The sequence below is a fragment of the Vibrio sp. 1288 genome, assembly GCF_033344475.1.
Genome location: NZ_JAWPOX010000002.1, coordinates 232,471 through 257,262, shown reverse-complemented (window position 1 = coordinate 257,262; position 24,792 = coordinate 232,471). Strand labels below are relative to the sequence as shown.

The window sequence follows — 24,792 nt, the reverse complement described above, 5'->3', positions numbered from 1 at the left end:
TCAGACCTGATCTGAAAGGTTACCCTTAATAGATTCTGCCCCAAAACTTTCTAGCCCAAGAACCAGGACAAATTTTTTATAAATTGGGCTACTTAAGTTAATTCTATAAAGTGGCTATTCATATAAAACATGAATATGGTAACTTATTATGAAATGGTGTGATTTCGTCGATATTATAGAGATAGTAAGTTATGAGCAAGTTTTTCGATTTTGATATTTCTGATACGCTAAAACACATATCAAGTGTCAAGGATTTTGGACCTCTCCCTAGAAACACTTTTGGGTTCGAGATAGTAAAATCTTACGATGAAGGGACATATTTAGAGGCCTGTGCTAATGACATGCCTGAGATGGAAAATAAACCAGCGGGATCGGTGAGTTATATAACCGATAAAATCATATTAGAAGATCATAATGGTTCGGTTAATACTTTTCATAATGCACGAATTAGGTCCTATAGTATCGAGACTTCAGAATCCGGCCATAACTTCTATAAGATAATAGTATTGTTTTCTTCTGTAGAAAAATCTTATACGTATCAACCTAGAAAAATTACAAGCTCAGTAGTTGAAATTGTCACTATGCCTTCTAAATTGCTTAAACATTGGCCAAACATCTCTATGCATTCATCTTCGGAGCGGTCGGAAATGATTATTCGAGATACTAATTTCAAGTTTCAAAAAGAAACACAGTCTAAAAGAAGTTCTTGGAATGCCTTAAATATAGAACTGCAAGGTAGGCAGATATCTCTTTTACAAGAAAGTTCTATGGATTTTGAGGGAATGTTGTGCATTGAGGGGGATCCTGATAGTGATGAAAGAGAAAAAATTCGTTTATGTCTATCTTTTGCTTTAGGAGTAAGGCTAGAGGTTTTATCTGTTACTGGAGTGGCTATTAAAGGTGAAACAACAATGCGAAAGTTTTTTACCGAGAAGAATGCAGCCCCTAAATTGAATCGACCACCTAGTTTAAACAGTCGAGAGCAGATTCAGAAGATTACGGATGGTTTATTTCGTAGCTATTCACGCCTTGATTTAAAGCATGTGCTAAATTCTTATTTCGATGCATTTAGAGCTCCTGAAGAGAAAAAAGGCGTATATTTCGGGGCTGCAATAGAGGCTCTGCAAAAAGCTCATGAAGAGTCTGCAGGTAAAGTTTCGGCAAAATTAATAAGCGAAACTAGTGTTAAAAGGAAGTTTATTGCCAGCTACACAGAACTTGTAAAAGAGTTGACGTTGGATGTGGATACAACAAAGCTTTTATTGGATAAAGTTGGTTTCATAAACCAAGCACCACAAAAAGAAGTTGTAAGACGCTTTTTCTATACGCTGGGGATGGATGTTCGAGAGATAGAATTAAATGCTTGGCAACGAAGAAATGATGCAGCCCATGGAAATAATACGGGTTCAAGTGATTTAATTAGTTTATATAGAGATAATGTTGTATTGATGTGTTTTTTCAATCGACTTCTATTGGCTATGGCTACCGAGTGTTATTTATACAGAGACTATTACAGCTTACATCAGCCAATACGACATATCACATCATGTATACCTAGAGAGGTTTAGATTAAAGGTGGTACCTCTATATAAAAAGGTACCACATGATTTTGTAATGGTTCACTAAGGTTGGTCACAGACATAGCGTTTCCCCTACAATTTCTCACCCGAGTTGAATACTTGTTGTTTTAACTCGTAACGCGAAAATATCCAATTGTGAGTCACGACACCAGCAGTTCAACAATACGATCTAGTCGTGACTAACCAGCGGATGTGTAAGATCGAGAATGAGTTGCTACAAGTAATGCTCAAATCTTCACACGCGAACTTTAATCCGTATAACCATGAATAATTCTGAATTGTCCCACCAGCGCCCCACTTCAGTCAGGGCGTGATAGCTACTAATAAAAACAATCACTTATAACGTGGGTGTATATACCACGCAAATCTATACTCACGTTATCGAGCGCGGGGCTGGCGGTGTGTTGAGTCCATTATCCAGCCTTTAGAAAAACAAAGCCACCTCGAAAGGTGGCTTTGCTTTACAACTCGTTATTGACGAACACCGAGTTTCACATTGCCTTTTGAATCAAACCAAAGTGCTTGCGAACGGCGACGTCCTATTAGTATCGGACCATCGTCATAAAAGAGAAAGTTCTTCCAGTGCTTTTTAAAAATAGACCATTTCGTTTCGATGACATTGTACTTCTCGTAGCAAAAGTAAACGGTTACATCGTCTTGCCAATCGATATGTGCCTCAGCTTCCGCTGGCATGTCAGGATCATCCGACTCCCACGCAGCCATCCAATCCACAGTTTCAGACCAATTCGCCTCGTTCATTGGCCAGTCTTGGGAACTTAGTCTATCCATATCAGGGCTTTGAGCACTGATATTTTCTTTCCAAAATTGTGCTGAGCGGGCTTGGCTCATCGGCTTAATAAAAGCCAAATCTTCTTCTGGCACAGGCATCGACTGATGCGTAAAAATCCATTTTCTTTGGTATTCGTCCAAAGGCAAATAAGACATTCAGTCTCCTTTATTACGATTTCAGCCAACCTTTCTCTGTGGCTTCTTCAATCAACTCTTTCGCTTTGTCCCATAAGGTAACAGAGCCAAATTCAATTCGTTTATTAATGGTAAGTGCTTGTTCGCGTGAGACACCATGTTCCTTCCAACTCTGACCATTATTATGGTAGTTCAAGAGCATTGGAATTAACCGATCGAGTGCTTTTGCATACTTAGCATCATCGGTCTGCGCGGCTTCAAATTCATGCCAAAGCGCCAATAGCTCTTGCTCCTGATCGCTGGGTAACATACCAAACAAGCGCTCTGCAGCTCTAATTTCTTTTTCTGCTTGCTCTTGAGACGCAGCAGTATCATAAACAAAGGTATCGCCCGCGTCGATCTCTACTACGTCATGTATCAATAACATTTTCATCACTCGGCAAATATCAACAGGTGCATTCGCATGCTCTTCCATCAATATTGCCATCAGTGCGACATGCCAACTATGCTCACCACTATTTTCGAGGCGCCCTTCAGCACTTTTAACTCGAGTTCGGCGCAAAATGCTTTTGAGTTTATCGAGCTCGATTACAAGTGCTAACTGCTTTTCCAATCGTTCCATACTATCGCCCTTCTTGCTGCCAATTCGGATTAATAAGCGACGTTAGAACGTGGTCTTGCCACTCACCATTAATCAAAAGGTAATCTTTTGCATACCCTTCTCGGTTGAACCCTACATGCTCTAGCACAGATTCACTGCGTTTATTGTGAGGCATGTAGCCAGCTTGAATACGATGCAGTTTCTGAACGTTAAACATGTAGTCGCAAGCCATGGTTAATCCACGACGCATATAACCATGCCCTTGCGCTTTTTCAGCGAGAGAATATCCGACGTTACAAGAATAAAAAGGAAAACGACTCAAACTACTAAAGGATATCGTACCTAGCATTTCACCCGAAGAGGCTCTGACTAAAAGGCAATAATACCCCAATCCCATTCGATGCAGCTCATTGAGCTTGATAAGCTTTTGCAACCAACCGTTCACTGAGAAAAAAGCCTCTTCACGTTTCGGTTCAAACGGTTTCAGGTATTCTCGGTTCGCTTGAAAATATTCGGCAATCATATCTGCGTCACCGATTTCAGCGGTACGAAGAAGCAAGTCACCGTCCAACATATGAACGGCGATAGATGAGCTGTTATCTTCCATTACAAATGATTAATTCCGTCTTTTCGTTCAATTCGATTAATTCTTACGGATACCGTAATCACGCAGTTTATTAGCGATTGAGGTATGCGATACATTTAAGCGCTTAGCAAGCTTACGGCTTGATGGGAATGACTGATACAAACGTTCCAGAACTTGAGATTCATAATCACGCATGATCTCATCCAAAGAACCGTCGATGTTAAGCGTTGCACTACCAGCGCCGACTGACTGAGGCTGAGGTAAATTGAAGTGACCCGCGTTTAGTATATCACCATCCATTTCCGTGAGCGCTCGAAGAACCATGTTATCCAGCTGGCGCATGTTTCCTGGCCACTGATAATTTGCAAGGGCATCAACTAGACCATCATCAAACTCTGGCTTATCAATCCCAAGCTGTTGAGCATGTTTCGCCACAAACAACTCAAGCAATGGTGCAACGTCGTTTGAGCGCTTACGTAACGGAGGAATGCTGAGCGTAAGTACGTTGAGACGATAATACAAATCTTCACGGAACATTCCTGCTTCAGAAAGCTCGGCAAGGTTATGTTTTGTTGAAGCGATGATACGAACATCGACATGCATCTCATCTTCTGCACCGACACGACGGAAATTACCATCCTGTAGAAAACGTAACAGCTTGATTTGAAGGTGCGAACTCATTTCACCGATTTCATCAAGAAATACCGTGCCGCCATTTGCTTGCTCAAAGATGCCTTTGTGGCCTTGTTCATGATTGAATGAACCCGGCGCATGACCAAAAAGTTCGGTTTCTGCTACATCGTCAGGCATCGAAGCACAACTCAAAACTAGGAATGGCTTGCTCGCGCGGCTAGAACGGCTGTGGCAAGCTTTAGCAAGCATTTCTTTACCAGTCCCCGTTTCGCCCTCAATCAACAATGGTTGGTCAAGCACAGACAGCTTTTTAGCTTGGTTCATTAGTGCTTTATGACGGTTCGATATACCAACAAAGTGCTCAAAACCCAGAGGATTATGCAGCGGTAGTGCTTCTTCAATTCTGGCAACTTGCTGACTAGAGCGAATCGTCATTAGAGTACTCGCTAGAGTCGAGTTTTGCGCTTCGTCTCGGATATAAACGGGCATCAACTCTAGAACATAGTCCAAGCCATCAATCACAAGGTTTTCCCGCGTTCGACCATTAACACCTTCAGACCAACGAGAGAAACGAACACTTGGTAACAAAGCACCGATTTGAGTACCAATCACTTCTTGCTTGTGAAGGCCAAGCAATGAAAGTGCAGACATGTTTGCCATGTCTACGGCACCTTTAAGATCAATGGCAAAAACCGGATCGGGCAAGTTATCAACTAACGAGAGCAGCTCCGTATTGTGGCGCTCCATCGGCATAAACTGGATTTTACGTACGTCTTTCACCCCCGGAATACGGCGGATTTCAGCCATCAGCTCACTAAACGTATCAAAATCAATATCTGGGCAATTCAAATAGATAATACCGCTAATATCGATTTCGATACCACGCAAGTCGATGCTTTTAGACGCTAAAATATCGAGCAGTTCTCGGGTCAAGCCGAGTCGATCTTCACATAAGACTTCAAGACGCACTTAAAATATCCCAATTCACAACTGTCAGGAAAAGTTGACAGTAGTTTCTATCATGCTTGGAATGGCGTCAAGCAATCCTATCCATCAAAGTTGATATTCGTTACGGTTTCATCGTAATTGATGCAACTTTCGCCGCCACTGCCTTGCGTATGGTGCCCAACTTAACCTGACGGTCAGGATACCAGGGTAGTGGACGCAATAAGGTCATCGCTTTCAAGCCCAAACGTGCCGTTAGAATACCAACACCTAGTCCCTGCCCCGCACGAGCAGAAACTTTGCCAGCAAGATCCATCGACATCAAATCCATACTGGCATCAATAGCGAGCTCACTGGCACCAGCCGCCGCCATATTGACAAATACCGCTCTTAGTAACTTGATGCGAGATGCATAACCTAGCTCTACCCCATATACCTTGGAGAGGTTGTCGATCATTTTGAAATTTCGCCAAGCCACCAGCAACATATCAGCGGCAGCCAGAGGGCTCACGGCGACTAGGGCCGCACACTCGGTTGCGTGCTGTGATACGATTTTCGTTGCCAACTTGTCTTGTTGGCTCACAACCATCGAGTCATACATATCAAGAATTTCAGCGTCACTATGAGCAGGGTTAATACTGTTCTGCCAACGATCAAAGCCCGGATTCTCTGCCATCACACCACTTTGTTCTGCTACGGTTTCGCAAAAGGCTTTCCCTTTCCCAACGCTCTCACTATTAACAAGTGCTTCTGCTTCTTCTTGAACACTAAAATGATTTCGTAGTTTTCGCAGTTTCCAAAGCTCTTTACCCATAGCTCCTAAACCAAGCGAAGCGATCGCAGCAATAAACCCCGTCCAGCTTAAGGCCAGCCAATCAGAAGCCTGAATTGCGGTTATAACCGAGTCCACCGCTTGCCAGCCAACCAAACCAGCAAAAGTTGCAAATGCGCCAGTCGCGAGCCATTTTCTGCCCGATTTTGGACGAATGACATGCTCGAGTTGCAATTCCTGTTCGGTCTCCTGGTGCGCTTCTTTAACTTCAACAGGTACAAATGTTTCTTTTTCGCCGAATGTTTGCTGCGCCGTCAACTCCGGTTGATTCGATTGCTGCTCTTTTTCCATTACCTTTTCAGAGAAAACTTGTTTTTGCTTCAACTCACTCATTTCAATTTATCTCCAATCAGGTAATCCAGTGCTTTGTCTAAGCGTATGTGCTTCACTGGCTCATCATTCGGTGAGGGCATCGGACGAAACGACGTAAAATCAAACCCGTTGTTTTGCCAATAAGCTGCATTTGGTAGCTTTTTCGGCACCTCTCCGGGAAACATAGTCATCGGCTCACCACCCAATGTTGTTCCTTGTAACGCCGGGATGGTCTTATCTCCAGAGGAAATAAACCCCGTCGTGGTTGCTTGGATGGAAGCGATACTCATGCAGCTCATCTCAATATTCTCGTAGGCTGCCGTTTGCCATGCTGGATGCACCATTTGTTGGAGCAGAGACACCAAATTTGGGTGCTGATCGGGCGTGATATGATCCGCTTTTGTAGCAGCAAACAACACTTTGTCGATTTTTGGTGAGAACAAACGACGCAAAAAGCTACTACGACCATAGCGGAAGCTATGCATGATCTGTTCTAGCGCTTGGCGCATGTCGTAAAACGCTTCATCACCGGCATTGAGAGGCTGCAAACAATCCACCAGTACAATCTGGCGATCGAAGGTCGCAAAATGATGCTTATAAAACGCTTTCACGACTTTCTGTTGGTATTCCTGAAAACGGGCTTCTAACATCGCTAAGTTACTGCCCTTGGACGCTTTGCTTTCCGAATCAACACGACACGGAAAAAACTGTAGCACCGGCGCGCCTGCTAGCTCACCAGGTAACACAAAGCGGCCAGGCTGAACCCAATGAAGGCCAGCGTCTTTACAGGCATGAAGGTACTCGGTGTATGTGTGTGCAACTTTCTCAAGTAGTTTCTCATTCACTTCTGCATAGAGGTCCACTTTCTCTAGTTCAGAAAGCCAAGCTTTGGCTAAATCGCCACGCTGGCCTTTAAGTGCATCAAACTGAGTTTGCGACCACGTTGCAAAGTCCATGTCCAATAAAGGCAGGTCGAGCAACCACTCTCCTGGATAGTCGATAATATCAACATTTAAAATTGCGGTTTTACTCAACAGCTTTTTCGTGGTTTTATTTGGTTTGTACTTGAGCGCTAAGCGAATCTCACTTACATCACGTGTCGGTACTGGCCACTGAGGTGGAGTAGCATGAATTTGGCTCATCGCATCATCGTAAGCAAAGCGTGGCACCATCATATTCGATTGAGGCTCACGTTTCGCTCCAATAAGGCGCTTATCTCTAGCCGCAGTCAAAAGAGGCAAATTGTCATGGGTTGCAGTATGAAGAAGCTGATTCACTAATGACGTGATGAATGCCGTCTTACCGGCACGAGAAAGTCCGGTGACAGCAATTCGAACATTAGAGTCCATACCTCTGTTGATAAAGTCATTAACTTCTTTCTTTATTCTCTTCATTACACTTCTTTATCTTACTCCACTTTAAAACAACGTTGTCAGCGACTTCGAATTTCGAGCTATGAATACTGTTCTATCCCGAATTCTATGAGTTTAACTTTATATACCTTAATAAAAGATGAACAAAACATCCGGCTTAATGCTGTATCAAAAAAAGAAAAGCCCCTGAGTGGTTCAGAGGCTTACTTAATCTACAGCATTAGTTACTCTATATGCGCTGATTACTATGTTAAACAGGAACCCGCTTTCTTTAAGCCTAGTCGTCTTCGATCAACTTATAGATAACAAATAGAGCGATTTCTAAAATCAGCCACAACACACATGTGATGGTCACGTACTTTTCATCAAAGATGCTGATACCGTGAAGAATCAAGTCATAGCCAACAAAGCCACCTATCACTACAGCAAGAATAATTTGTAGAATCTGAATAAAACGAGGCATGCCGTCTCCTAATTATTGTTCGCATAACGTTTGATTGCTATGCCTAAAGGTTTATATCCTTAATTATATAGACAAAAAGTGCAGGTTTCGCTGCACTTTTGTCAATTGTTTGCTAGGTAAATCAGCACCTTGTCACATTCTCTCTACTGAGACGCAGCAAGATTGCCCTTTGCCTTATGCTTCCATCTCTTGAATTTTCACTTTCCAAGTGTCTGGACCAATTTGGTGCGCGTTAACACCATTTGAGTCGACGGCCACTGTTACTGGCATATCTTCAACTTCAAATTCGTAAATCGCTTCCATACCTAAATCTTCAAATGCGACAACGCGAGCTTTCTTGATCGCTTTCGCCACCAAGTACGCAGCGCCACCGACAGCCATTAGGTAAACCGCTTTGTGATTCTTGATAGATTCAACCGTTGCAGGGCCACGCTCAGCTTTACCGATCATGCCCATGATGCCGGTCTTTTCTAGCATCATGTCGGTGAATTTATCCATACGCGTTGATGTTGTTGGGCCAGCAGGACCAACGACTTCATCACCAACTGCATCGACAGGGCCTACGTAGTAAATGAACTTGCCGTTTAGATCTACGCCTTCAGGTAGACCTTCGCCATTATCTAGCATGCCTTGAATACGTTTATGCGCAGCATCACGACCAGTCAGAATTTTACCTGATAGAAGAACCGTTTCGCCTGTCTTCCACTCTTGTACTTCTTCTTTAGTAATTGTGTCTAAGTTTACGCGACGCGTATTTTCGCCCGCTTCCCAAGTGATATCTGGCCAATCTTCTAGTTTAGGTGGTGTTAGCTCTGCTGGGCCGCTGCCATCAAGTGTGAAGTGTACATGACGAGTCGCCGCACAGTTCGGGATCAAACAAACAGGCTTAGAAGCCGCGTGCGTTGGCGCCGTTTTGATTTTGACGTCGACAACAGTCGTCAAACCGCCGAGGCCTTGCGCGCCGATACCAAGTTTGTTCACGCGATTAAAGATATCCAAACGAAGCTCTTCTTCTGCGTTTTGTGGGCCACGGTCAATAAGCTCTTGAATATCGATGTGTTCCATTAGAGATTCTTTTGCCAATACCGCTACTTTTTCAGCCGTACCGCCGATACCAATGCCAAGCATGCCAGGAGGACACCAGCCCGCCCCCATTGTTGGTAGCGTTTTTTCTACCCACTCAACAATATCGTCAGATGGGTTTAGCATCACCATCTTAGTTTTGTTTTCGCTACCGCCGCCCTTCGCAGCGATCTGAATTTCAACTTTATCGCCCGGAACCATGTTGATATGTACGACGGCAGGCGTGTTGTCTTTGGTATTAATACGTTTACCAGCAGGGTCCATAAGTACTGACGCACGCAACGGGTTATCAGGGTTCGTGTACGCTTGTCGAACACCTTCATCTACCATCTGCTGAACCGTCATGTCGGTCGAATCCCATTGCACGCCCATACCGATGTTGACGAAACACGTCACAATACCAGTATCCTGACAAATTGGACGGTGACCTTCTGCGGACATTCGGGAGTTAATTAAGATCTGAGCAATCGCGTCTTTAGCGGCTTGGCTCTCTTCGCGGTGATAGGCTTTTTCAAGAGCTTGAACAAAGTCTAGCGGGTGGTAGTAAGAAATATACTGTAGCGCATCAGCGACACTGCTGATCACATCCTGCTTGCGTATTACCGTCATTACATGCCTCGTTATAGTTATGCTTCCATTATTGGCTTAGCTTCAATCGTGTTTGTTGAGCTTATTGCTCTTTTGAGCTTCGTTTTTTATAAACAATTGTCGAACGGCTGATATCGACACACGAAATGCTGAAGTTGCCTACTTGTAAACCATCTCAAAACCCTATGAATAGAGGGAGTTTGGCTATACAGAGGAATATGATACTCTTGCTGCCCATGACATGCCATGCAGTGAACGATCTCTTTGTCACAAATTACACAAATGAACAACATGGACAATCAATTCATTGATTTTAAAGCGTTGGAATACGCACCAGAGTTTGCTCTTCACCTTTTTTCTCGCATTCAACACCAGCCTTGGGCGATGTTGCTGCGTTCTGCATCAGAAACGCATATCGATAGCCGCTTCGATGTGTTGGTCGCCAACCCGATTGCAACGTTAGAAACCACTGCCGACAACACACAAGTTGATACGCCATCGAATGCCTATTCAACTCAAGATGACCCATTTTCGCTGCTTCATCAGTTGCAAGAACAGTGGCTTCCTCACGTTGAGTTAAATAAGGAATTGGATTTGCCTTTTGTTGGTGGTGCGCTCGGTTACTTCAGTTACGATTTAGGTCGCCGCGTAGAAACGATTCCAGAAGTGGCAGAAAAGGACCTCAACACGCCGGATACGGCGGTAGGTCTGTATGAATGGGCCGTTGTTGTTGACCACCAGCTAAAAAAAGCATGCCTAGTTGGTCAGAATATCGAGCAAGCTTGGCAATGGTTAAACGAGCAAAAAGCAGAACAAACCGTTGACTTCGCTTTGTCTGGTAATTGGCAGTCAAACATGACGAAAGAGAGCTACGCCACTCGCTTTGACCAGGTGCAAGAATACTTGTTGAGCGGTGACTGTTATCAGATCAATTTGGCGCAACGCTTTAACGCACCGTATCAAGGCAGCGAGTGGCAAGCGTATCTGAAATTGGAGTCCGCCAACCAAGCGCCATTCTCAGCGTTTATCCGTATGCCTGAGTCTTCGATTTTGAGTATCTCTCCAGAGCGCTTTTTAGAGCTCAAAGATCGCGTCATTGAAACGAAACCAATCAAAGGTACTCGACCACGCAGCGAAGATCCAAAGCAAGATAACGCTAATGCCCATGACTTGCAGACAGCGGAAAAAGATCAGGCAGAAAACCTGATGATTGTCGATTTGCTGCGTAATGATATTGGTCGAGTTGCATCACCGGGTAGCGTTCACGTTCCAAAGCTGTTCGATATTGAAAGCTTCCCTGCCGTGCATCATTTGGTGAGCACCATTCGTGCAAATTTGGATGAACAATACGCTCCTGCGGATTTGCTGCGAGCGTGTTTTCCAGGCGGTTCAATTACGGGCGCACCTAAAGTTCGCGCAATGCAGATCATTGAAGAACTGGAGCCGCATCGACGCAGCGCGTATTGCGGCAGTATTGGCTACATTTCACGCCATGGTCGTATGGACACCAGCATTACTATCCGAACTCTTGTAGCGGAACAAAACAAACTTTACGCTTGGGCTGGCGGCGGCGTCGTGGCAGATAGCGATTGCGCCTCTGAGTATCAAGAAACGTTGGATAAGCTTTCAAAGATTTTGCCAGCGCTGCAATCGTAGGTTTCAAAAGCGGACAATGCCGCTCGTTTAACAGCGAGTGGCATATTTCTGTATCTCATCACCCTGCACAGCGACGAAAGAGCGTGATACAGGTTCTTCTATTCAAGCACTTTGTGGTCAAATTTGTTTCATTACCCGCTCATCGTGCTGCTACTAGATTCTCAGTATCGCCAAGGCTCGCTAGAATGACCCAAAAAACATCGTTAAATGATCGGCATTATCCAGCGTGGTGCGTTTTTTGTGTGCTTTATTTGCATGTACTTTAGCTTTTAGCCGTTGGCCAACAAAAATTCTTTTTTAAAAGGCAGCGTCTACTGCTCAAGCCACTTACACATAATCTGTTCAATATCGGTTGCGGTGTACGGCTTAGTGAGGATGTCGTCCATGCCTGAATCAATACACTTTTGACGCTCTTCGATGGTAGTGCCAGCGGTTAATGCAATAATAGGATGAGTAAAGCCACGCTCTCTCAGATACATCGTCGCCTCATAGCCATCCATTTCTGGCATTCGGCAGTCCATGAATATCAGTTCGTAGTCTTTACTTTTCACCGCTTCTAATGCTTCTTTGCCGTTGGCTTTTAAATCAGGTGTGATGTCGAGTTTTTTCAGCATTTGAGTAACAATGACTTGATTCATTCTGATGTCATCAACCACTAATATTGAGCGTCCTGCTAAATCGCTTCGCTCTATGGTGACCAATTCCCCCTCTGCTGTGCCTTGTGCTTGCCCTTCCTCAAGAGGAATAGCAACTTTAAAAGTTGTCCCTTTGCGCTCTTCACTCTCAAAGCTAATTTGACCTTGCATCAAATCCACGAGGTTTTTACAAATCGCGAGACCTAAACCTGAGCCTTCAAAGCTGCGTTTCGCCGAGCGATCAACTTGGACAAATGGATCAAAGAGTGACGGCTGCGCTTTTATTGGGATGCCAATACCAGTGTCTTCAACCTCAAAATAAGCCGTGCCGTTAAGCCATTCCACCCGCAACACGACGCCACCCAAGTGAGTAAACTTAATCGCGTTTCCCACCAAGTTAACCAAAATTTGTGTAATGCGCTCTAAGTCACCGACTAAAAATTCAGGGATCCCCAGCTTTTTGTCGATAGAGAAATGGATGCGTTTTTCCGCAGCCTTAGCTGCAAATACACCCATGATGGCTTTTTCAAGTTCCTCCCAGGCAAAGACTTTATGTATGATTTCTATCATACCGGCATTCATCTTACTGAAATCAAGAAGATCATTAATGATAACTCTCAATAAGTCCCCTGATTGAGTCAGATTGCTCAAGTATTGACGCTGCTCTTCTTCTAATTGGGTTCGACTCAATAACTCCGCACTACCCAATACGCCATTGAGAGGAGTTCGCAGCTCATGGTTAATCATGGCGACAAACTCCTTCGTCGCTTTTTCTGATTCCTCAGCCCGCTTTCTCAGCTCGACCTCTCGCTCTAAACTTAAGTGTCGACCAATAACACCATGAACTAAGTCAGACACGAGCTCCATCTGTTTGGAAATAAAAGACTGATCGATATGATCTTGCAACACGGAGAAAATCAACTCCCCAACCGTTTCCCCATCAATGATAACTGGCAAATGCAAATTCTCTCCCTGCCAATTAGGAGTGATGAAAATCTCGTTGTTATGACGAAGCTGTAAGTGACCAAAGTGATGACGACGCAATGAGCTCAGCTTTGTAGCGTCAAGAAACAAGTAAGCCGCAGAAATGATCGAGTTAGAAGTGAGCTGCTCAATAAAGCTCGCTATCATTGCTTCATCGAACGTGCTCGATAAAAAAGTACGACCGAACTTAATCAACGTCGCATCAATTTGCTCTTCAAACTCAAACTTACGAAGATCCTTTTTAGATTTCAGCTCCAGCTTTTTCAATGCAACACTGAGTTGCTGGTTGGATTCATATAACTCTAAGCTTTTCTGTTCCAACAGCTGCTCAGCTGCTTTTCTTGATGCAACTTCTCGTTTGAGTTTCCTTTCTAATGAGGAACTTCCCGTCATATCGTTCTTATTGAGCCTCTAACCAAAAACGTACTTTGCTGCCATCCTCTGACTGGTTTTGATGTTTGATATGAACTACCTCACCAAAATGCGCAGCACAGCCTTTTATCAATCCTAAGCATACGTGAGACATACATCTTGCGCTGTGGTAGTCAAATACCAATTGGGATTGGTTTTCACTAATGAAATCAAATTGCGGAGGGTTAGCATCAGGATAGAGCTTCTTAACTTCGACATGAATAAAGTCTTCAACATGGCGAACAAATTGAAACGTCGTTTCACACTGTTGCAAACTGGCGTGACTAGGAATCGAGCGAAGTAAATTCAAAAAGACGCACTCTCCAAACACTTCTTGCAGTTGCTCGGGGGGAACACCAGATACTTTACTGAGATTCACGATCAACTTAACCAAGTCTTTGTGATCGTAACTACCAACAGCGGTGTAAACACCTTCATCGTTAGAAAGATCGAGAACTTGGTCTAACACATCAAGACCGAATTTCTCTTCTACTAACTCCATGAACTCGGTGAAAATAATCCCTTTCATTGGCCAATACTTGCCCTATAGTGACGTCCTAAAATAAAGAATGGTGTATAACCTTATAAGTTTCAAATTAATATGTTCAAGCAGAGTGAGACACACAACACAAAGAGGGAAAGTGCTGGCGAGTGTTTTAATGCTAATGCTTTATTTGGTAACCAGTAACGATAACGCCATACGCTTTGCCGTCTTTGAGTATAATAAATAATGGTTAGGCACGATAAATAAGGACCCAGTTTGGTTATCGACAAAACTCATTTACTACAGAACTTTCAATTTCGGCTTCCAACGGGCTACCACAAAGAGTCCCTTGCACGACTGAAATGGATGAAAGAAAAGTCCCTGAGAGATGCGGCAGTCTTAATCGGTTTTGTGGAACGCGATGACGGGTTACAAGTCATTCTGACTAAGCGCGCAGCCCACTTACGCCATCATCCGGGACAAATCAGCTTTCCCGGTGGCAAATATGAGCAGGAAGATATTCAGCTCGTGAATACCGCTTTAAGAGAAACCAAAGAAGAAGTTGGGATAGAAGATGAGCATATTCATGTGGTTGGTCAACTGCCTACACTACCAACGATTAGTCAGTTTAATGTGACACCTTTTTTGGCTTTTGTTTCTCCGGAATATAAAACGCATATTGACCCAAATGAAGTAGAGTCAGTTTTTGAGGTTCCTGCCAACCATATTCTGAACCCCAAAAAATTGTATAGCACCAAATTTGACCTAAAAAGAGGCAGTCATCGTGTATTTGCTATCCCATATAGACAGCATTTCATCTGGGGCATGACGGCACAAATTATCGAATCAATGCAAAAACATATTATTTCACATTAAACAGTTGTTGATATCGGTGCTTTTATAGGCGCGATCATTATGCGCATCAATATTAATAAAACGTTGCTTCATAAACATTCATTCACATTAGATTAATTTTCCATTTTCACCGCAAACGCTTGCGGTGAAATAAATTTATACAAACAGCCCTATTGATAAGTTTTTCTAATTTTACTCATTAGCAGAAATCACGAGTAGCACATCATTTTCGTGATAAAAAGCAGGTTTTTGACATATCATTCAATAAGCGTAAGCAATAAATGATTTAGATCTAATTTTCCTAGTGTAAAATCTTGCAAAATTACTCCCGACTTATTTCCTGTTCCCAAAATGAGTAACTAAAAAATGAATACAACTACTTCTGCGGTTTCTACCGCACAATCGTCTAGTAAGTTTTCTTACAAAGACTTTACCTGGTGTCTGTCCCTTTTTGGTACGGCAGTAGGTGCAGGTGTACTGTTCCTTCCTATTAAAGCAGGTGCAGGTGGCTTTTGGCCATTAGTAATCCTAGCCCTAATCGCAGCACCAATGACTTGGTTCGCACACAAATCTTTAGCTCGTTTCGTTCTTTCTGCGAAAAACCCTGAAGCGGACATCACCGACACAGTAGAAGAGCACTTTGGTAAGACTGGCGCAAACCTTATTACGTTCGCTTACTTCTTCGCTATCTACCCAATCGTACTTATCTACGGTGTTGGTATCACAAACACAGTTGACTCTTTCCTAGTTAACCAAATGGGCATGGAATCTATTCCTCGCTGGCTACTTTCTGGTGCGCTTATTGCAGCAATGACAGCAGGTGTAGTATTCGGTAAAGAGCTTATGCTGAAAGCAACTTCAGCAATGGTTTACCCTCTCGTGTTCATCCTACTAGCATTGTCTGTATACCTAATTCCTGGTTGGAACACTTCAATGATGGAAGTGTCGCCTGACTGGGGTGCAATGCCAGCTATCGTATGGCTAGCAATCCCTGTTATTGTGTTCTCTTTCAACCACAGCCCAATCATTTCTCAGTTCTCTAAAGAGCAACGTCGTGTATATGGTGATGACGCAGTTAAGAAAACTGACGCTATCACTGGTGGCGCAGCAATGATGCTGATGGGCTTTGTTATGTTCTTCGTTTTCTCTGTTGTACTTTCTCTGTCTCCAGAGCAACTAGCAACAGCGCAAGAGCAAAACATCTCTGTTCTTTCTTACCTAGCAAACGTGCATGAATCTCCACTGATCTCTTACATGGGTCCATTGGTTGCTTTCGCAGCGATCACCTCTAGCTACTTTGGCCACTTCTTAGGCGCGCACGAAGGTCTAGTTGGTCTAGTGAAATCTCGTTCAAAATCACCAGTAAGCAAGATCGAGAAGATGTCTCTAATCTTCATTGTAATCACAACTTGGATCGTTGCTATCGTTAACCCAAGCATCCTAGGTATGATTGAAACAATGGGTGCACCGATGATTGCGGCAATCCTATTCTTGATGCCAATCTTCGCAATGCAAAAAGTTCCTGCGATGGCTAAGTACAAAACTTCAGCACCTGTGCAAATTTTCACAGCAATCTGTGGTCTTGCTGCAATTAGTTCTGTAATCTACGGCGCTCTTTAATCATCTCTGCCCGTTGCAGTATGATTAATCCAAAAATATAACGATAAAATTAAGCCTCCCAACTCCCCTTGGGAGGCTTTCTTCTGAGGTAATCGATATGATTAGTGTTTTTGATATCTATAAAATCGGTGTTGGACCTTCAAGCTCACACACTGTAGGCCCAATGAAAGCGGGTAAAGAGTTTATTGATGATCTTCGTGCAATGGGAAAACTGCGCGACATCACTAAAATCACCGTTGACGTTTATGGATCACTATCACTGACAGGGAAAGGTCACCACACAGATATTGCTATCATCATGGGTCTTGCAGGCAACACTCCTGAGAAAGTTGATATCGATTCTATCCCGGGCTTTATCGCTCGTGTAGAAGAAACTGAACGCCTTCCTGTTGGCATGCACTGTCACACAGTATCGTTCCCACGTGAAGGTGGAATGAACTTCCACAAAACAAACCTAGAGCTACACGAAAACGGCATGCAGATCCACGCTTGGATTGATGACGAAAAGGCGTACTCAAAAACTTACTACTCTATCGGCGGTGGTTTCATCGTTGATGAAGAAAATTTCGGTAAAGAAGCTGAAAACCCAGTAAAAGTACCTTACCCGTTTACAACGGCAGAGGAACTGGTTAACCAATGCCACGAAAGTGGATTGTCCATCAGCGCACTAACCATGAAGAATGAGCATGCGCTTCATTCAGATGAAGAAACTCGTACTTATTTCGCGAACATCTGGCGCACAATGCGCGAGTGTATGGATCGCGGTATGAATGAAGAAGGTATTTTGCCTGGTCCACTGCGTGTGCCTCGCCGTGCAGCAGCACTTCGCCAGCAGCTACTTACTTCAGAAAAGACAACAAATGATCCAATGTCTGTTGTTGATTGGGTAAACATGTTCGCTTTCGCAGTAAACGAAGAGAACGCAGCAGGTGGCCGCGTTGTTACAGCACCAACTAACGGTGCGTGTGGCATCATTCCTGCGGTACTGGCTTACTACGATAAGTTCATCCAAACTGTGACTGAAAGAGATTACATCCGTTACTTTGCAGCTTCTGGCGCAATCGGAGGTCTTTACAAGCGTAACGCGTCTATCTCTGGTGCAGAGGTTGGCTGTCAGGGTGAAGTTGGCGTGGCATGTTCTATGGCAGCAGCAGGCCTTGCTGAGCTTATGGGTGGTAGCCCAGAGCAAGTATGTATGGCAGCAGAAATCGCGATGGAGCACAACTTAGGTCTAACGTGTGACCCAGTTGCAGGTCAGGTTCAGGTTCCATGTATTGAGCGTAACGGTATTGCGGCAGTAAAAGCAATCAACTCTACTCGCATGGCACTACGTCGCTCTTCAGCTCCAACTGTTTCTCTAGATAAGGTTATCGAAACCATGCTAGAAACAGGTAAAGACATGAACGCGAAATACCGCGAAACATCTCAAGGTGGTCTAGCAATCAAAGTGATTTGCTAACACGCCTTTCTGAATACCAATCAAAACCCGAGTCTGTGCTCGGGTTTTTTTATACCTAAAAAACCCAGGAAAATGCGTTATCAGGACAAGTAAAAAAAACCTAAAACGTTGAATATATCCAAATATTATGGATATCTCAGTAAAAAATCACATCTCTTCCCTAGCTTTATTGATAACGTAGCCAAAAATTAAACTTGGAGCACATCAACACATGATTAGGTTTGAAATTGGAAACCAAATCTGCGTTTGCTTGTCCGAAAACGAAATATCTCTAGAGCTCAATCAGTCACTCCACCACTCCATTCCTGTCAACCCAAATGAGTACGCCATTCTGTCAACTATCGCCACATACGGCAGTTTAAATACGCCGATTAGTCAGCGGTTAATAGAAAGCAAAATCACTCAACAATACAAAATGACACTGCCTGAAAATGGCTTTAAAAACGCGGTGGCCGCTCTAAGAAAGAAATTTCGCAAGCTCACGGAAGAACATTTAACCACTAACAAAAACATTATCGAAAACATTCACCGGACCGGATACTTCATCCCTTTTACTATGCAAAACAACCATCAGAATGGCATCGAACATCAACAGAAGATCAATCAATACACAACCAATAGTCTTCGCAAAGCGCTTCGTATTTGCCTGCGTAATAAAAAGATCTATTCAGAAGCAATGTGGGTTGTGTTGATCACTGCGATCATTTTCTTTGCTATCTGTTACTACGCGATAAACAGCATCGTTAAACATAATTATCTGGATAACGCCTTCGAAATTGCAGAGAGCCTTTCCCGCAGGAGTTGCTTTGCTAATGAAGGCGAACTGAAGTCGCTATTTGATAATGTGAAGTTGGTGGAATCGAGCATGATGCTAGATCGTTTCAATATTCGATGCTTAGTCACTCCAGAAACCGTTGTCCCTGTCAGCAAAAAAGCCTTTGAAGAGTGGAGTAACAATAACAATTACACGACACAATCATTTGACTTAAATAACGCAACTGTTTTGGTTCGTGTTAAAAACATTAACTTATCCGACAATGTTGAAAATCATATTTCACGTTTTTTTCTTTCTGGTATGAAGCTATCAACGAATACCGGAACGTCGTTAGAGATTGGTAACACCAATGAACGCTTTTTCAATTATCACGTAAAGAATAGTGGCTATAAAGAGGTGTATTACATCTCTGGACCGTTTCAAAGTATCATTCTACTGAGCTTACTTTTTCTCATTATACTGCGTCACCGCTCCCTACAAGCCTTTATGGCTTACTTGTGCGCAATTCGACAATTCAAAATAAAACTGGAGCCGATTTATAACACTTCGGCACAAAAGATTGTGCACTACGAAGCCCTCTCCCGGTTTAAGGTAAAAAATACGCAACGGTTTATTGAAACACTGATACGCAATGGATTGCTGCTAACTCATACCTTACTGGTGATTGATTCCATCTACACCAAACAAAAAGCGTTGCCCATCCCTATCAGCATTAACGTTTGTCCTTCTTTGCTGCGAGGGCGTAACTTTTCAATCCTATATAGAGAGCTATCTAATCGGGATTGCCGTTTGCTGACAATCGAAATCACAGAAAATGCATCGATGTACTATACCTCTGAGATTTATGGCAATGTCGCGAAACTAAAAGCTCTGGATTGTAAAATCAGTATTGATGACTTTGGCACCGGCAATAATAATGTGGCGCTTATCAGCAAGCTGAATCCGGACTATCTCAAAATCGACCGAGAATTTGTTATTGGCCTAAAAACTGATGATAAAAAGATAGAAACCTTGCGTCAGTTAATGGCTATGGGCAATACGTATCGCTGCACGGTCATTGTTGAAGGAGTAGAAACGGCAGACAGTGCTCACTTACTCACAACATTGGGCGCATACATTCACCAAGGTTATTATTATCCTCTTCATTGCTAGCTTTTCTTCACTCGGTTAGTTACTTAAAATAGATTTAATACTCTATAAAAACTCGTGGTGGCATAACGGTATGCCGCCAATTTGTGATTGAGCGATGATTGCGATTAAACCCACCAAACTGAAAGATTTTTCAAGTTTGATGCAATTGGATGTGCAAGAAGAGCAAAAAGGATTTTTTACACCGTTTGAAATGGCTTATCAAAAACGTAGTAAGTCAGAGGCGTTCTTTACGATTTATTCTGATGATCTATTAGTAGGCTACCTTGTTATCGATAAAGGTTTCTCCCAACATGCGCCGTTTGCTAAACGATACGAACTGGAGCTTAAATACTTGATGATTGATCAACGTTTCCAACGTCAAGGGGTTGGGAGTGAGGCATTGCGTAAACTGTTCCTTTATGCGTATACCATTAACCCTAAAAGCACCTCTCTTTGCGCCACTGTCCCACAAAGTCAGCAATACGCTATCAGTTTTTTTGATGCGTGCGGATTCATTAATACAGAGGAAACAACATTGGGTGATAATGAAAAAGAATGGATTCTACGACACCCACTAAGCTAGCAGGCGAAGCCTAATCAAAATTGGGGCATTCAGATACAACAAAGGCAAGCTTCTCGCTTGCCTTTGTTTAATGCTCAATGGAAAGTGACTTATTCACCTTTGTAAATACAACCAGCTGTGCACGTTTCTTTGATTTCTACTTTACTTAGCAGTGGTAAGCTTGGCTTAAGCTGCTGCCAAATCCATTTTGCTAATACTTCGCTAGTCGGGTTCTCTAACCCTTCAATGTCGTTTAGGTAGTAATGGTCTAAGCGATTGTAAATTGGTTTAAATGCAGCTTTGATCTCTGCAAAATCCACTACCCAACCTGTATGTGGATCAACTTCACCTTCTACATAAAGACGAACAAGGAAAGAGTGTCCGTGCAAACGACCACACTTGTGACCTTCTGGTAAGTGTGGCAAATGGTGTGCTGCTTCGAACATAAACTCTTTGTATAATTCTGTTTTCATCTTGATTCTCAGGCTTTAAAAAGACAGGCAATACTAAGGAATTCGCTGCCAAGAGACAAGCGTTACCCCATACAAGCGTAGCAAAAACTTCCGCTAGTTCCCTGCCTCTTTGCTATCACTCACACCAAAGCGCCGTATTTCTGTCACGCGCCAAACATTTGATTACACAGCACTCACATCACAATTACATATCCCCAACATGTGTGGGGTCACAATCATTCATTTCGTTGTTCGCAGTGCGCATTTGTGCACATTAATATTGTGCAGTTCGTTCCAATTACACTTATAAGTTTATGCGCTCAACTATCACTTTTAAGCTCTTACTGGCGTTAATTGCTGTCTTCAGCTGCGTTCTAGCTGCCTCTACGGCTTACCAATACCATCAACAAAAAACCTTAATCAATGATGTTCTTAGTGAACAACTCCATGATAAGGCTAGCAATTATTTCGATAGCCTAAATATGATGATGCTTACGGGCACCATGTCGCAAAAAGAAACCTTACGTCAAAAGGCCCTGACCCAAGAAGGCATTGAAGCAGTTCGCGTGTTGCGAGCTGATACTGTGACCAAACTTTACGGACCTGGGCAACAAAACCAGCAGCCTGTCGATGATATTGATCAACGAGCGTTGAATGGTGAACTGGTGATTGAACCAATCTCAGCCGATTGGGGCAAAGGGTTAGTAGTCGCGCTACCAATGAAATCGAGCGAAAATTACCGTGGCACCAACTGCGTTTCTTGCCACGTTGCACCAGCAGGAGAAGTGTTGGGCGCGATTCGCTTGGAATACAACATGAATCATGTCAATTCAATGATCAGTAAACAGGCAATGTTTGCGATGGGAATAATGGCCGTAATCGCATTTGTGGGCTTCATCATAACGATGAGTTTGATTCAAAAAATCATTGTACGACCAATTCAAAGAACGTCGAAATTCATGTCGAATGTGAGCCATAGCAAAGATCTATCTCAACGACTTATGCATCACCAACAGGATGAAGTGGGCCAACTTTCTACAGCAATCAATTCATTCATGGATACGGTCTCCGAAAGCTTAGAACGTGTGCAAGACACCTCTCACTCACTTGCCGACTCCGCGAGTAAACTAACTGCTGTCGCGCAGTCCACAGATAAAGCGGCCAATAACCAACAGCTAGAGACCAACGAAGTACAAAGTAATATCACCGATATGTTGCAGCAACAAACTGCGGTTGAGGACTCGACTAACAACGCTACTGTTTTGGTCAATCACACCGTTGATGTCGCCACTCATAGTGCAAGCCAAGCACACAACGTCAGTGAAGACATCAAACAACTAGTAAGTAACATTGATACCGTACGGGAAAAAATCAGCTCTCTAAATCAAAGAACCGAAGAAGTGTCGTCCATTCTTGTGGTTATTAAGGGTATTGCAGAACAAACCAATCTGCTCGCGTTGAATGCTGCTATCGAAGCCGCCCGTGCCGGAGAGCAAGGACGCGGTTTTGCGGTCGTCGCGGAAGAAGTGCGTAACCTGGCTTCTAGGACGGCTGAAGCCACTGGTAATATTGAACATATCATTTCTCAATTCCAGCAAGGAAGTGAAGAGTCATTAACTTCTGTTGATACCGTCTGCCAGTTTGCTCATCAACGCTCTGTCGATGTCGAGGCACTATCAGCCACAATGCATAACGTTGTTGACGAAATGCGCCAAGTGCTCAGACATGCAGAAGATATCCAAAACCAGACGCAAACCACATCTGATGTAAGTCAGCATATTCAATCTAAAATAGATGTGATCACACTGCATGCTAACGACACATCGCAATCGGCATCGCACACGCGTGATATTAGTGTTGATTTAGAGCATCTATCCGAACGTTTAGAGCAATTACTAAACCAATTCACACTTTCAGAGCACAAAAGAGTGAATAAATAGAGAGATTCTCCCCATCAAAACGAATATAAAGGTTGATGCGAGCGAATTGACAGGTAATATGTCTCGTTGAATCTGTAAAATGCTACCCAACTCAGCGCTTAGCTTGTTTTTTGAACAAAAATGTTATCAGACAAGTAGTTTAAGTAAGCGTTGAGTTGAATTTTTACCTCAATGGAGAATATTGAAAACATGACTTACGCGCCTGTATCAGACGTATTGAAAGGTCAGCTAGCAGTAGACAGCGAAGTGACTGTTCGTGGCTGGATCCGTTCACGTCGTGATTCCAAAGCTGGAATCTCTTTCCTTGCCATATATGACGGCTCTTGTTTCGACCCGATTCAGGCCGTGGTCCCAAATAATCTTAATAATTACGAAGACGAAGTATTAAAGCTAACGACTGGCTGCTCTGTTGAAGTAACTGGTAAGATTGTTGAATCTCCTGCAAAGGGTCAAGACTTCGAACTTGCTGCCACTGGCGTTAAAGTGGTTGGTTGGGTTGAAGATGCTGAAACTTACCCAATGGCAAAAACTCGTCACTCAATCGAGTACCTACGTGAAGTTGCGCATCTACGTCCGCGCACAAACGTAATCGGTGCAGTAGCACGTGTACGTAACTGCCTATCTCAAGCAATCCACCGCTTCTACCACGAGCAAGGTTACTTCTGGGTATCTGCGCCGTTGATCACGGCTTCAGATGCTGAAGGCGCTGGTGAAATGTTCCGCGTATCTACGCTAGACATGGAAAACCTTCCTCGCACTGACGCTGGTAAAGTGGACTACAACGAAGACTTCTTCGGTAAAGAGACGTTCCTAACCGTATCTGGTCAGCTAAACGCAGAAGCTTACGCTTGTGCGCTAAGCAAAGTTTACACTTTCGGCCCTACTTTCCGAGCTGAAAACTCAAACACAAGCCGCCACCTAGCAGAATTCTGGATGGTTGAGCCTGAAGTTGCGTTCGCAGAACTGGATGATGTAGCGAAACTGGCTGAAGACATGCTCAAGTACGTGTTTAAAGCAGTGCTTGCAGAGTGTCGCGATGACCTTGAGTTCTTCGCTCAACGCATCGACAAAGAAGCAATCACTCGTCTAGAGCAGTTCGTTTCTTCTGACTTCGCGCAGGTTGACTACACTGACGCAATCCAGATCCTTCTTGATTCAGGCCGTGAGTTCGAATTCCCAGTTGAATGGGGTATCGATATGTCTTCTGAGCACGAGCGTTTCCTTGCTGAAGAACACTTCAAAGCACCTGTAATCGTTAAGAACTACCCGAAAGACATCAAAGCATTCTACATGCGTGCTAACGATGACGGTAAAACAGTTGCAGCGATGGACGTTCTAGCACCGGGCATCGGCGAAATCATCGGTGGTTCTCAGCGTGAAGAGCGCCTAGACATTCTAGATGCACGTATGCGTGAAGTGGGTATCGATCCTGAACACATGAGCTGGTACCGCGACCTACGTAAATACGGTACAGTGCCACACGCAGGCTTCGGTCTAGGCTTTGAGCGCCTAGTATCTTACGTCACTGGTATGGGCAACGTTCGTGACGTGATCCCATTCCCACGTACTCCTCGCTCTGCGAACTTCTAATCACTTTTTAGTGATATTGAATTAAAAAGACCTCCCATGTGGAGGTCTTTTATTTTGTACGAATGATTTTCTAGCAACCGGTGTATGCACTCTAGTTGTTATTTTCATCGTCATCCTCATCTGCTCGCGCTGCGTATTTTACTCCAACCACACACAAGCCAAACATCACAAATGGGATAACGGCAGCAGTGTATTCCGTCCAAACCATATGAGAGAAAGATTTCGCCAATATCAAGTGTGCAAACACCAACAAAAATGCGCTAAAAATAGCAACACCCATCAACCTAAGTTCATGCTTTACCAACTGCTTTTTCATTA

Annotated in this window: 21 protein-coding genes; 9 read left to right on the top strand and 12 right to left on the bottom strand. The window is 43.5% G+C overall.

The window, feature by feature from the left end:
- Positions 1-191 precede the first annotated feature (191 nt).
- Positions 192-1,568, top strand: coding sequence for a hypothetical protein (locus tag R8O11_RS02710; RefSeq protein WP_238778014.1), 1,377 nt, complete (start codon positions 192-194; stop codon positions 1,566-1,568).
- 483 nt (positions 1,569-2,051) lie between these two features.
- Here the strand turns inward: R8O11_RS02710 and R8O11_RS02700 are convergent, their stop codons facing one another.
- The 8 genes from R8O11_RS02700 to R8O11_RS02665 form a co-directional block, all read right to left on the bottom strand.
- Complete coding sequence (locus tag R8O11_RS02700) at positions 2,052-2,525, bottom strand: DUF2947 domain-containing protein (protein ID WP_017636094.1); 474 nt, start codon at positions 2,523-2,525, stop codon at positions 2,052-2,054.
- 13 nt (positions 2,526-2,538) lie between these two features.
- Positions 2,539-3,126, bottom strand: a complete 588-nt coding sequence (locus R8O11_RS02695; RefSeq protein ID WP_005376917.1) for an HD domain-containing protein — start codon at positions 3,124-3,126, stop codon at positions 2,539-2,541.
- Between the two features lies 1 nt (position 3,127).
- On the bottom strand, positions 3,128-3,712 hold the full coding sequence (gene rimJ, locus R8O11_RS02690) for a ribosomal protein S5-alanine N-acetyltransferase (RefSeq protein WP_025767303.1): 585 nt from the start codon (positions 3,710-3,712) through the stop codon (positions 3,128-3,130).
- A gap of 36 nt (positions 3,713-3,748) precedes the next feature.
- Positions 3,749-5,293 (bottom strand): transcriptional regulator TyrR, encoded by a 1,545-nt coding sequence (gene tyrR, locus R8O11_RS02685; RefSeq protein WP_047103197.1) that lies wholly within the window; start codon positions 5,291-5,293, stop codon positions 3,749-3,751.
- Between the two features lie 100 nt (positions 5,294-5,393).
- Positions 5,394-6,434: a YcjF family protein gene (locus tag R8O11_RS02680; RefSeq protein WP_005388274.1), complete on the bottom strand. Its 1,041-nt coding sequence runs from the start codon at positions 6,432-6,434 to the stop codon at positions 5,394-5,396.
- Positions 6,431-7,807, bottom strand: coding sequence for a YcjX family protein (locus tag R8O11_RS02675; RefSeq protein WP_318131913.1), 1,377 nt, complete (start codon positions 7,805-7,807; stop codon positions 6,431-6,433). Before R8O11_RS02675 ends, R8O11_RS02680 begins: the two co-directional genes overlap by 4 nt.
- A 256-nt stretch (positions 7,808-8,063) precedes the next feature.
- On the bottom strand, positions 8,064-8,249 hold the full coding sequence (locus tag R8O11_RS02670; protein WP_005376906.1) for a hypothetical protein: 186 nt from the start codon (positions 8,247-8,249) through the stop codon (positions 8,064-8,066).
- Positions 8,250-8,423: 174 nt separating this feature from the next.
- Positions 8,424-9,941, bottom strand: a complete 1,518-nt coding sequence (locus R8O11_RS02665; protein ID WP_318193893.1) for a fumarate hydratase — start codon at positions 9,939-9,941, stop codon at positions 8,424-8,426.
- Between the two features lie 270 nt (positions 9,942-10,211).
- On the opposite strand from R8O11_RS02665, the gene pabB reads away from it, so the two are divergent.
- Positions 10,212-11,576, top strand: coding sequence for an aminodeoxychorismate synthase component I (gene pabB, locus R8O11_RS02660; protein WP_318193892.1), 1,365 nt, complete (start codon positions 10,212-10,214; stop codon positions 11,574-11,576).
- A gap of 311 nt (positions 11,577-11,887) precedes the next feature.
- Here pabB and R8O11_RS02655 read toward each other — a convergent pair whose 3' ends face one another.
- Positions 11,888-13,588 (bottom strand): ATP-binding protein, encoded by a 1,701-nt coding sequence (locus R8O11_RS02655; RefSeq protein WP_318193891.1) that lies wholly within the window; start codon positions 13,586-13,588, stop codon positions 11,888-11,890.
- A 7-nt stretch (positions 13,589-13,595) separates the two neighbouring features.
- Positions 13,596-14,135 carry a heme NO-binding domain-containing protein gene (locus R8O11_RS02650; RefSeq protein WP_005388282.1) on the bottom strand — a complete coding sequence of 180 codons (540 nt, stop codon included), beginning with the start codon at positions 14,133-14,135 and terminating at the stop codon, positions 13,596-13,598.
- A gap of 231 nt (positions 14,136-14,366) precedes the next feature.
- Between R8O11_RS02650 and R8O11_RS02645 the strand changes: the two genes are divergently transcribed.
- The 5 genes from R8O11_RS02645 (at position 14,367) to R8O11_RS02625 (ending at position 20,513) form a co-directional block, all read left to right on the top strand.
- A complete protein-coding gene (locus tag R8O11_RS02645; RefSeq protein ID WP_318128445.1) occupies positions 14,367-14,966 on the top strand; it encodes a CoA pyrophosphatase in 600 nt (199 codons plus the stop codon).
- Positions 14,967-15,311: 345 nt separating this feature from the next.
- Positions 15,312-16,565, top strand: a complete 1,254-nt coding sequence (locus R8O11_RS02640; RefSeq protein ID WP_005388284.1) for an aromatic amino acid transport family protein — start codon at positions 15,312-15,314, stop codon at positions 16,563-16,565.
- Positions 16,566-16,662: 97 nt separating this feature from the next.
- Positions 16,663-18,024, top strand: coding sequence for an L-serine ammonia-lyase (locus R8O11_RS02635; RefSeq protein ID WP_258476817.1), 1,362 nt, complete (start codon positions 16,663-16,665; stop codon positions 18,022-18,024).
- Between the two features lie 211 nt (positions 18,025-18,235).
- On the top strand, positions 18,236-19,951 hold the full coding sequence (locus tag R8O11_RS02630; RefSeq protein ID WP_318193890.1) for an EAL domain-containing protein: 1,716 nt from the start codon (positions 18,236-18,238) through the stop codon (positions 19,949-19,951).
- 94 nt (positions 19,952-20,045) lie between these two features.
- Positions 20,046-20,513: a GNAT family N-acetyltransferase gene (locus R8O11_RS02625; RefSeq protein WP_017636099.1), complete on the top strand. Its 468-nt coding sequence runs from the start codon at positions 20,046-20,048 to the stop codon at positions 20,511-20,513.
- A gap of 89 nt (positions 20,514-20,602) precedes the next feature.
- Here R8O11_RS02625 and queD read toward each other — a convergent pair whose 3' ends face one another.
- On the bottom strand, positions 20,603-20,965 hold the full coding sequence (gene queD, locus R8O11_RS02620; RefSeq protein WP_318193889.1) for a 6-carboxytetrahydropterin synthase QueD: 363 nt from the start codon (positions 20,963-20,965) through the stop codon (positions 20,603-20,605).
- Positions 20,966-21,258: 293 nt separating this feature from the next.
- Here queD and R8O11_RS02615 point away from each other — a divergent pair, with 293 nt between their 5' ends.
- Together R8O11_RS02615 and asnS are read left to right on the top strand one after the other, a co-directional pair.
- On the top strand, positions 21,259-22,884 hold the full coding sequence (locus R8O11_RS02615) for a methyl-accepting chemotaxis protein (protein ID WP_318121565.1): 1,626 nt from the start codon (positions 21,259-21,261) through the stop codon (positions 22,882-22,884).
- 189 nt (positions 22,885-23,073) lie between these two features.
- Positions 23,074-24,474, top strand: a complete 1,401-nt coding sequence (gene asnS / locus R8O11_RS02610; protein ID WP_047103214.1) for an asparagine--tRNA ligase — start codon at positions 23,074-23,076, stop codon at positions 24,472-24,474.
- A 91-nt stretch (positions 24,475-24,565) separates the two neighbouring features.
- On the opposite strand, the gene R8O11_RS02605 is transcribed toward asnS, so the two are convergent.
- Positions 24,566-24,790: a hypothetical protein gene (locus tag R8O11_RS02605; RefSeq protein ID WP_017636102.1), complete on the bottom strand. Its 225-nt coding sequence runs from the start codon at positions 24,788-24,790 to the stop codon at positions 24,566-24,568.
- Positions 24,791-24,792 lie beyond the last annotated feature (2 nt).

Coding starts and splice junctions, on each gene's coding strand:
- R8O11_RS02640 (WP_005388284.1), top strand. CDS start 15,312: ATGAATACAACTACTTCTGCGGTTTCTACCGCACAATCGTCTAGTAAG.
- R8O11_RS02665 (WP_318193893.1), bottom strand. CDS start 9,941: ATGACGGTAATACGCAAGCAGGATGTGATCAGCAGTGTCGCTGATGCG.
- R8O11_RS02635 (WP_258476817.1), top strand. CDS start 16,663: ATGATTAGTGTTTTTGATATCTATAAAATCGGTGTTGGACCTTCAAGC.
- rimJ (WP_025767303.1), bottom strand. CDS start 3,712: ATGGAAGATAACAGCTCATCTATCGCCGTTCATATGTTGGACGGTGAC.
- asnS (WP_047103214.1), top strand. CDS start 23,074: ATGACTTACGCGCCTGTATCAGACGTATTGAAAGGTCAGCTAGCAGTA.
- R8O11_RS02695 (WP_005376917.1), bottom strand. CDS start 3,126: ATGGAACGATTGGAAAAGCAGTTAGCACTTGTAATCGAGCTCGATAAA.
- R8O11_RS02710 (WP_238778014.1), top strand. CDS start 192: ATGAGCAAGTTTTTCGATTTTGATATTTCTGATACGCTAAAACACATA.
- R8O11_RS02670 (WP_005376906.1), bottom strand. CDS start 8,249: ATGCCTCGTTTTATTCAGATTCTACAAATTATTCTTGCTGTAGTGATA.
- R8O11_RS02675 (WP_318131913.1), bottom strand. CDS start 7,807: ATGAAGAGAATAAAGAAAGAAGTTAATGACTTTATCAACAGAGGTATG.
- R8O11_RS02700 (WP_017636094.1), bottom strand. CDS start 2,525: ATGTCTTATTTGCCTTTGGACGAATACCAAAGAAAATGGATTTTTACG.
- queD (WP_318193889.1), bottom strand. CDS start 20,965: ATGAAAACAGAATTATACAAAGAGTTTATGTTCGAAGCAGCACACCAT.
- pabB (WP_318193892.1), top strand. CDS start 10,212: ATGGACAATCAATTCATTGATTTTAAAGCGTTGGAATACGCACCAGAG.
- R8O11_RS02655 (WP_318193891.1), bottom strand. CDS start 13,588: ATGACGGGAAGTTCCTCATTAGAAAGGAAACTCAAACGAGAAGTTGCA.
- R8O11_RS02650 (WP_005388282.1), bottom strand. CDS start 14,135: ATGAAAGGGATTATTTTCACCGAGTTCATGGAGTTAGTAGAAGAGAAA.
- R8O11_RS02605 (WP_017636102.1), bottom strand. CDS start 24,790: ATGAAAAAGCAGTTGGTAAAGCATGAACTTAGGTTGATGGGTGTTGCT.
- R8O11_RS02680 (WP_005388274.1), bottom strand. CDS start 6,434: ATGAGTGAGTTGAAGCAAAAACAAGTTTTCTCTGAAAAGGTAATGGAA.
- R8O11_RS02625 (WP_017636099.1), top strand. CDS start 20,046: ATGATTGCGATTAAACCCACCAAACTGAAAGATTTTTCAAGTTTGATG.
- R8O11_RS02615 (WP_318121565.1), top strand. CDS start 21,259: ATGCGCTCAACTATCACTTTTAAGCTCTTACTGGCGTTAATTGCTGTC.
- R8O11_RS02630 (WP_318193890.1), top strand. CDS start 18,236: ATGATTAGGTTTGAAATTGGAAACCAAATCTGCGTTTGCTTGTCCGAA.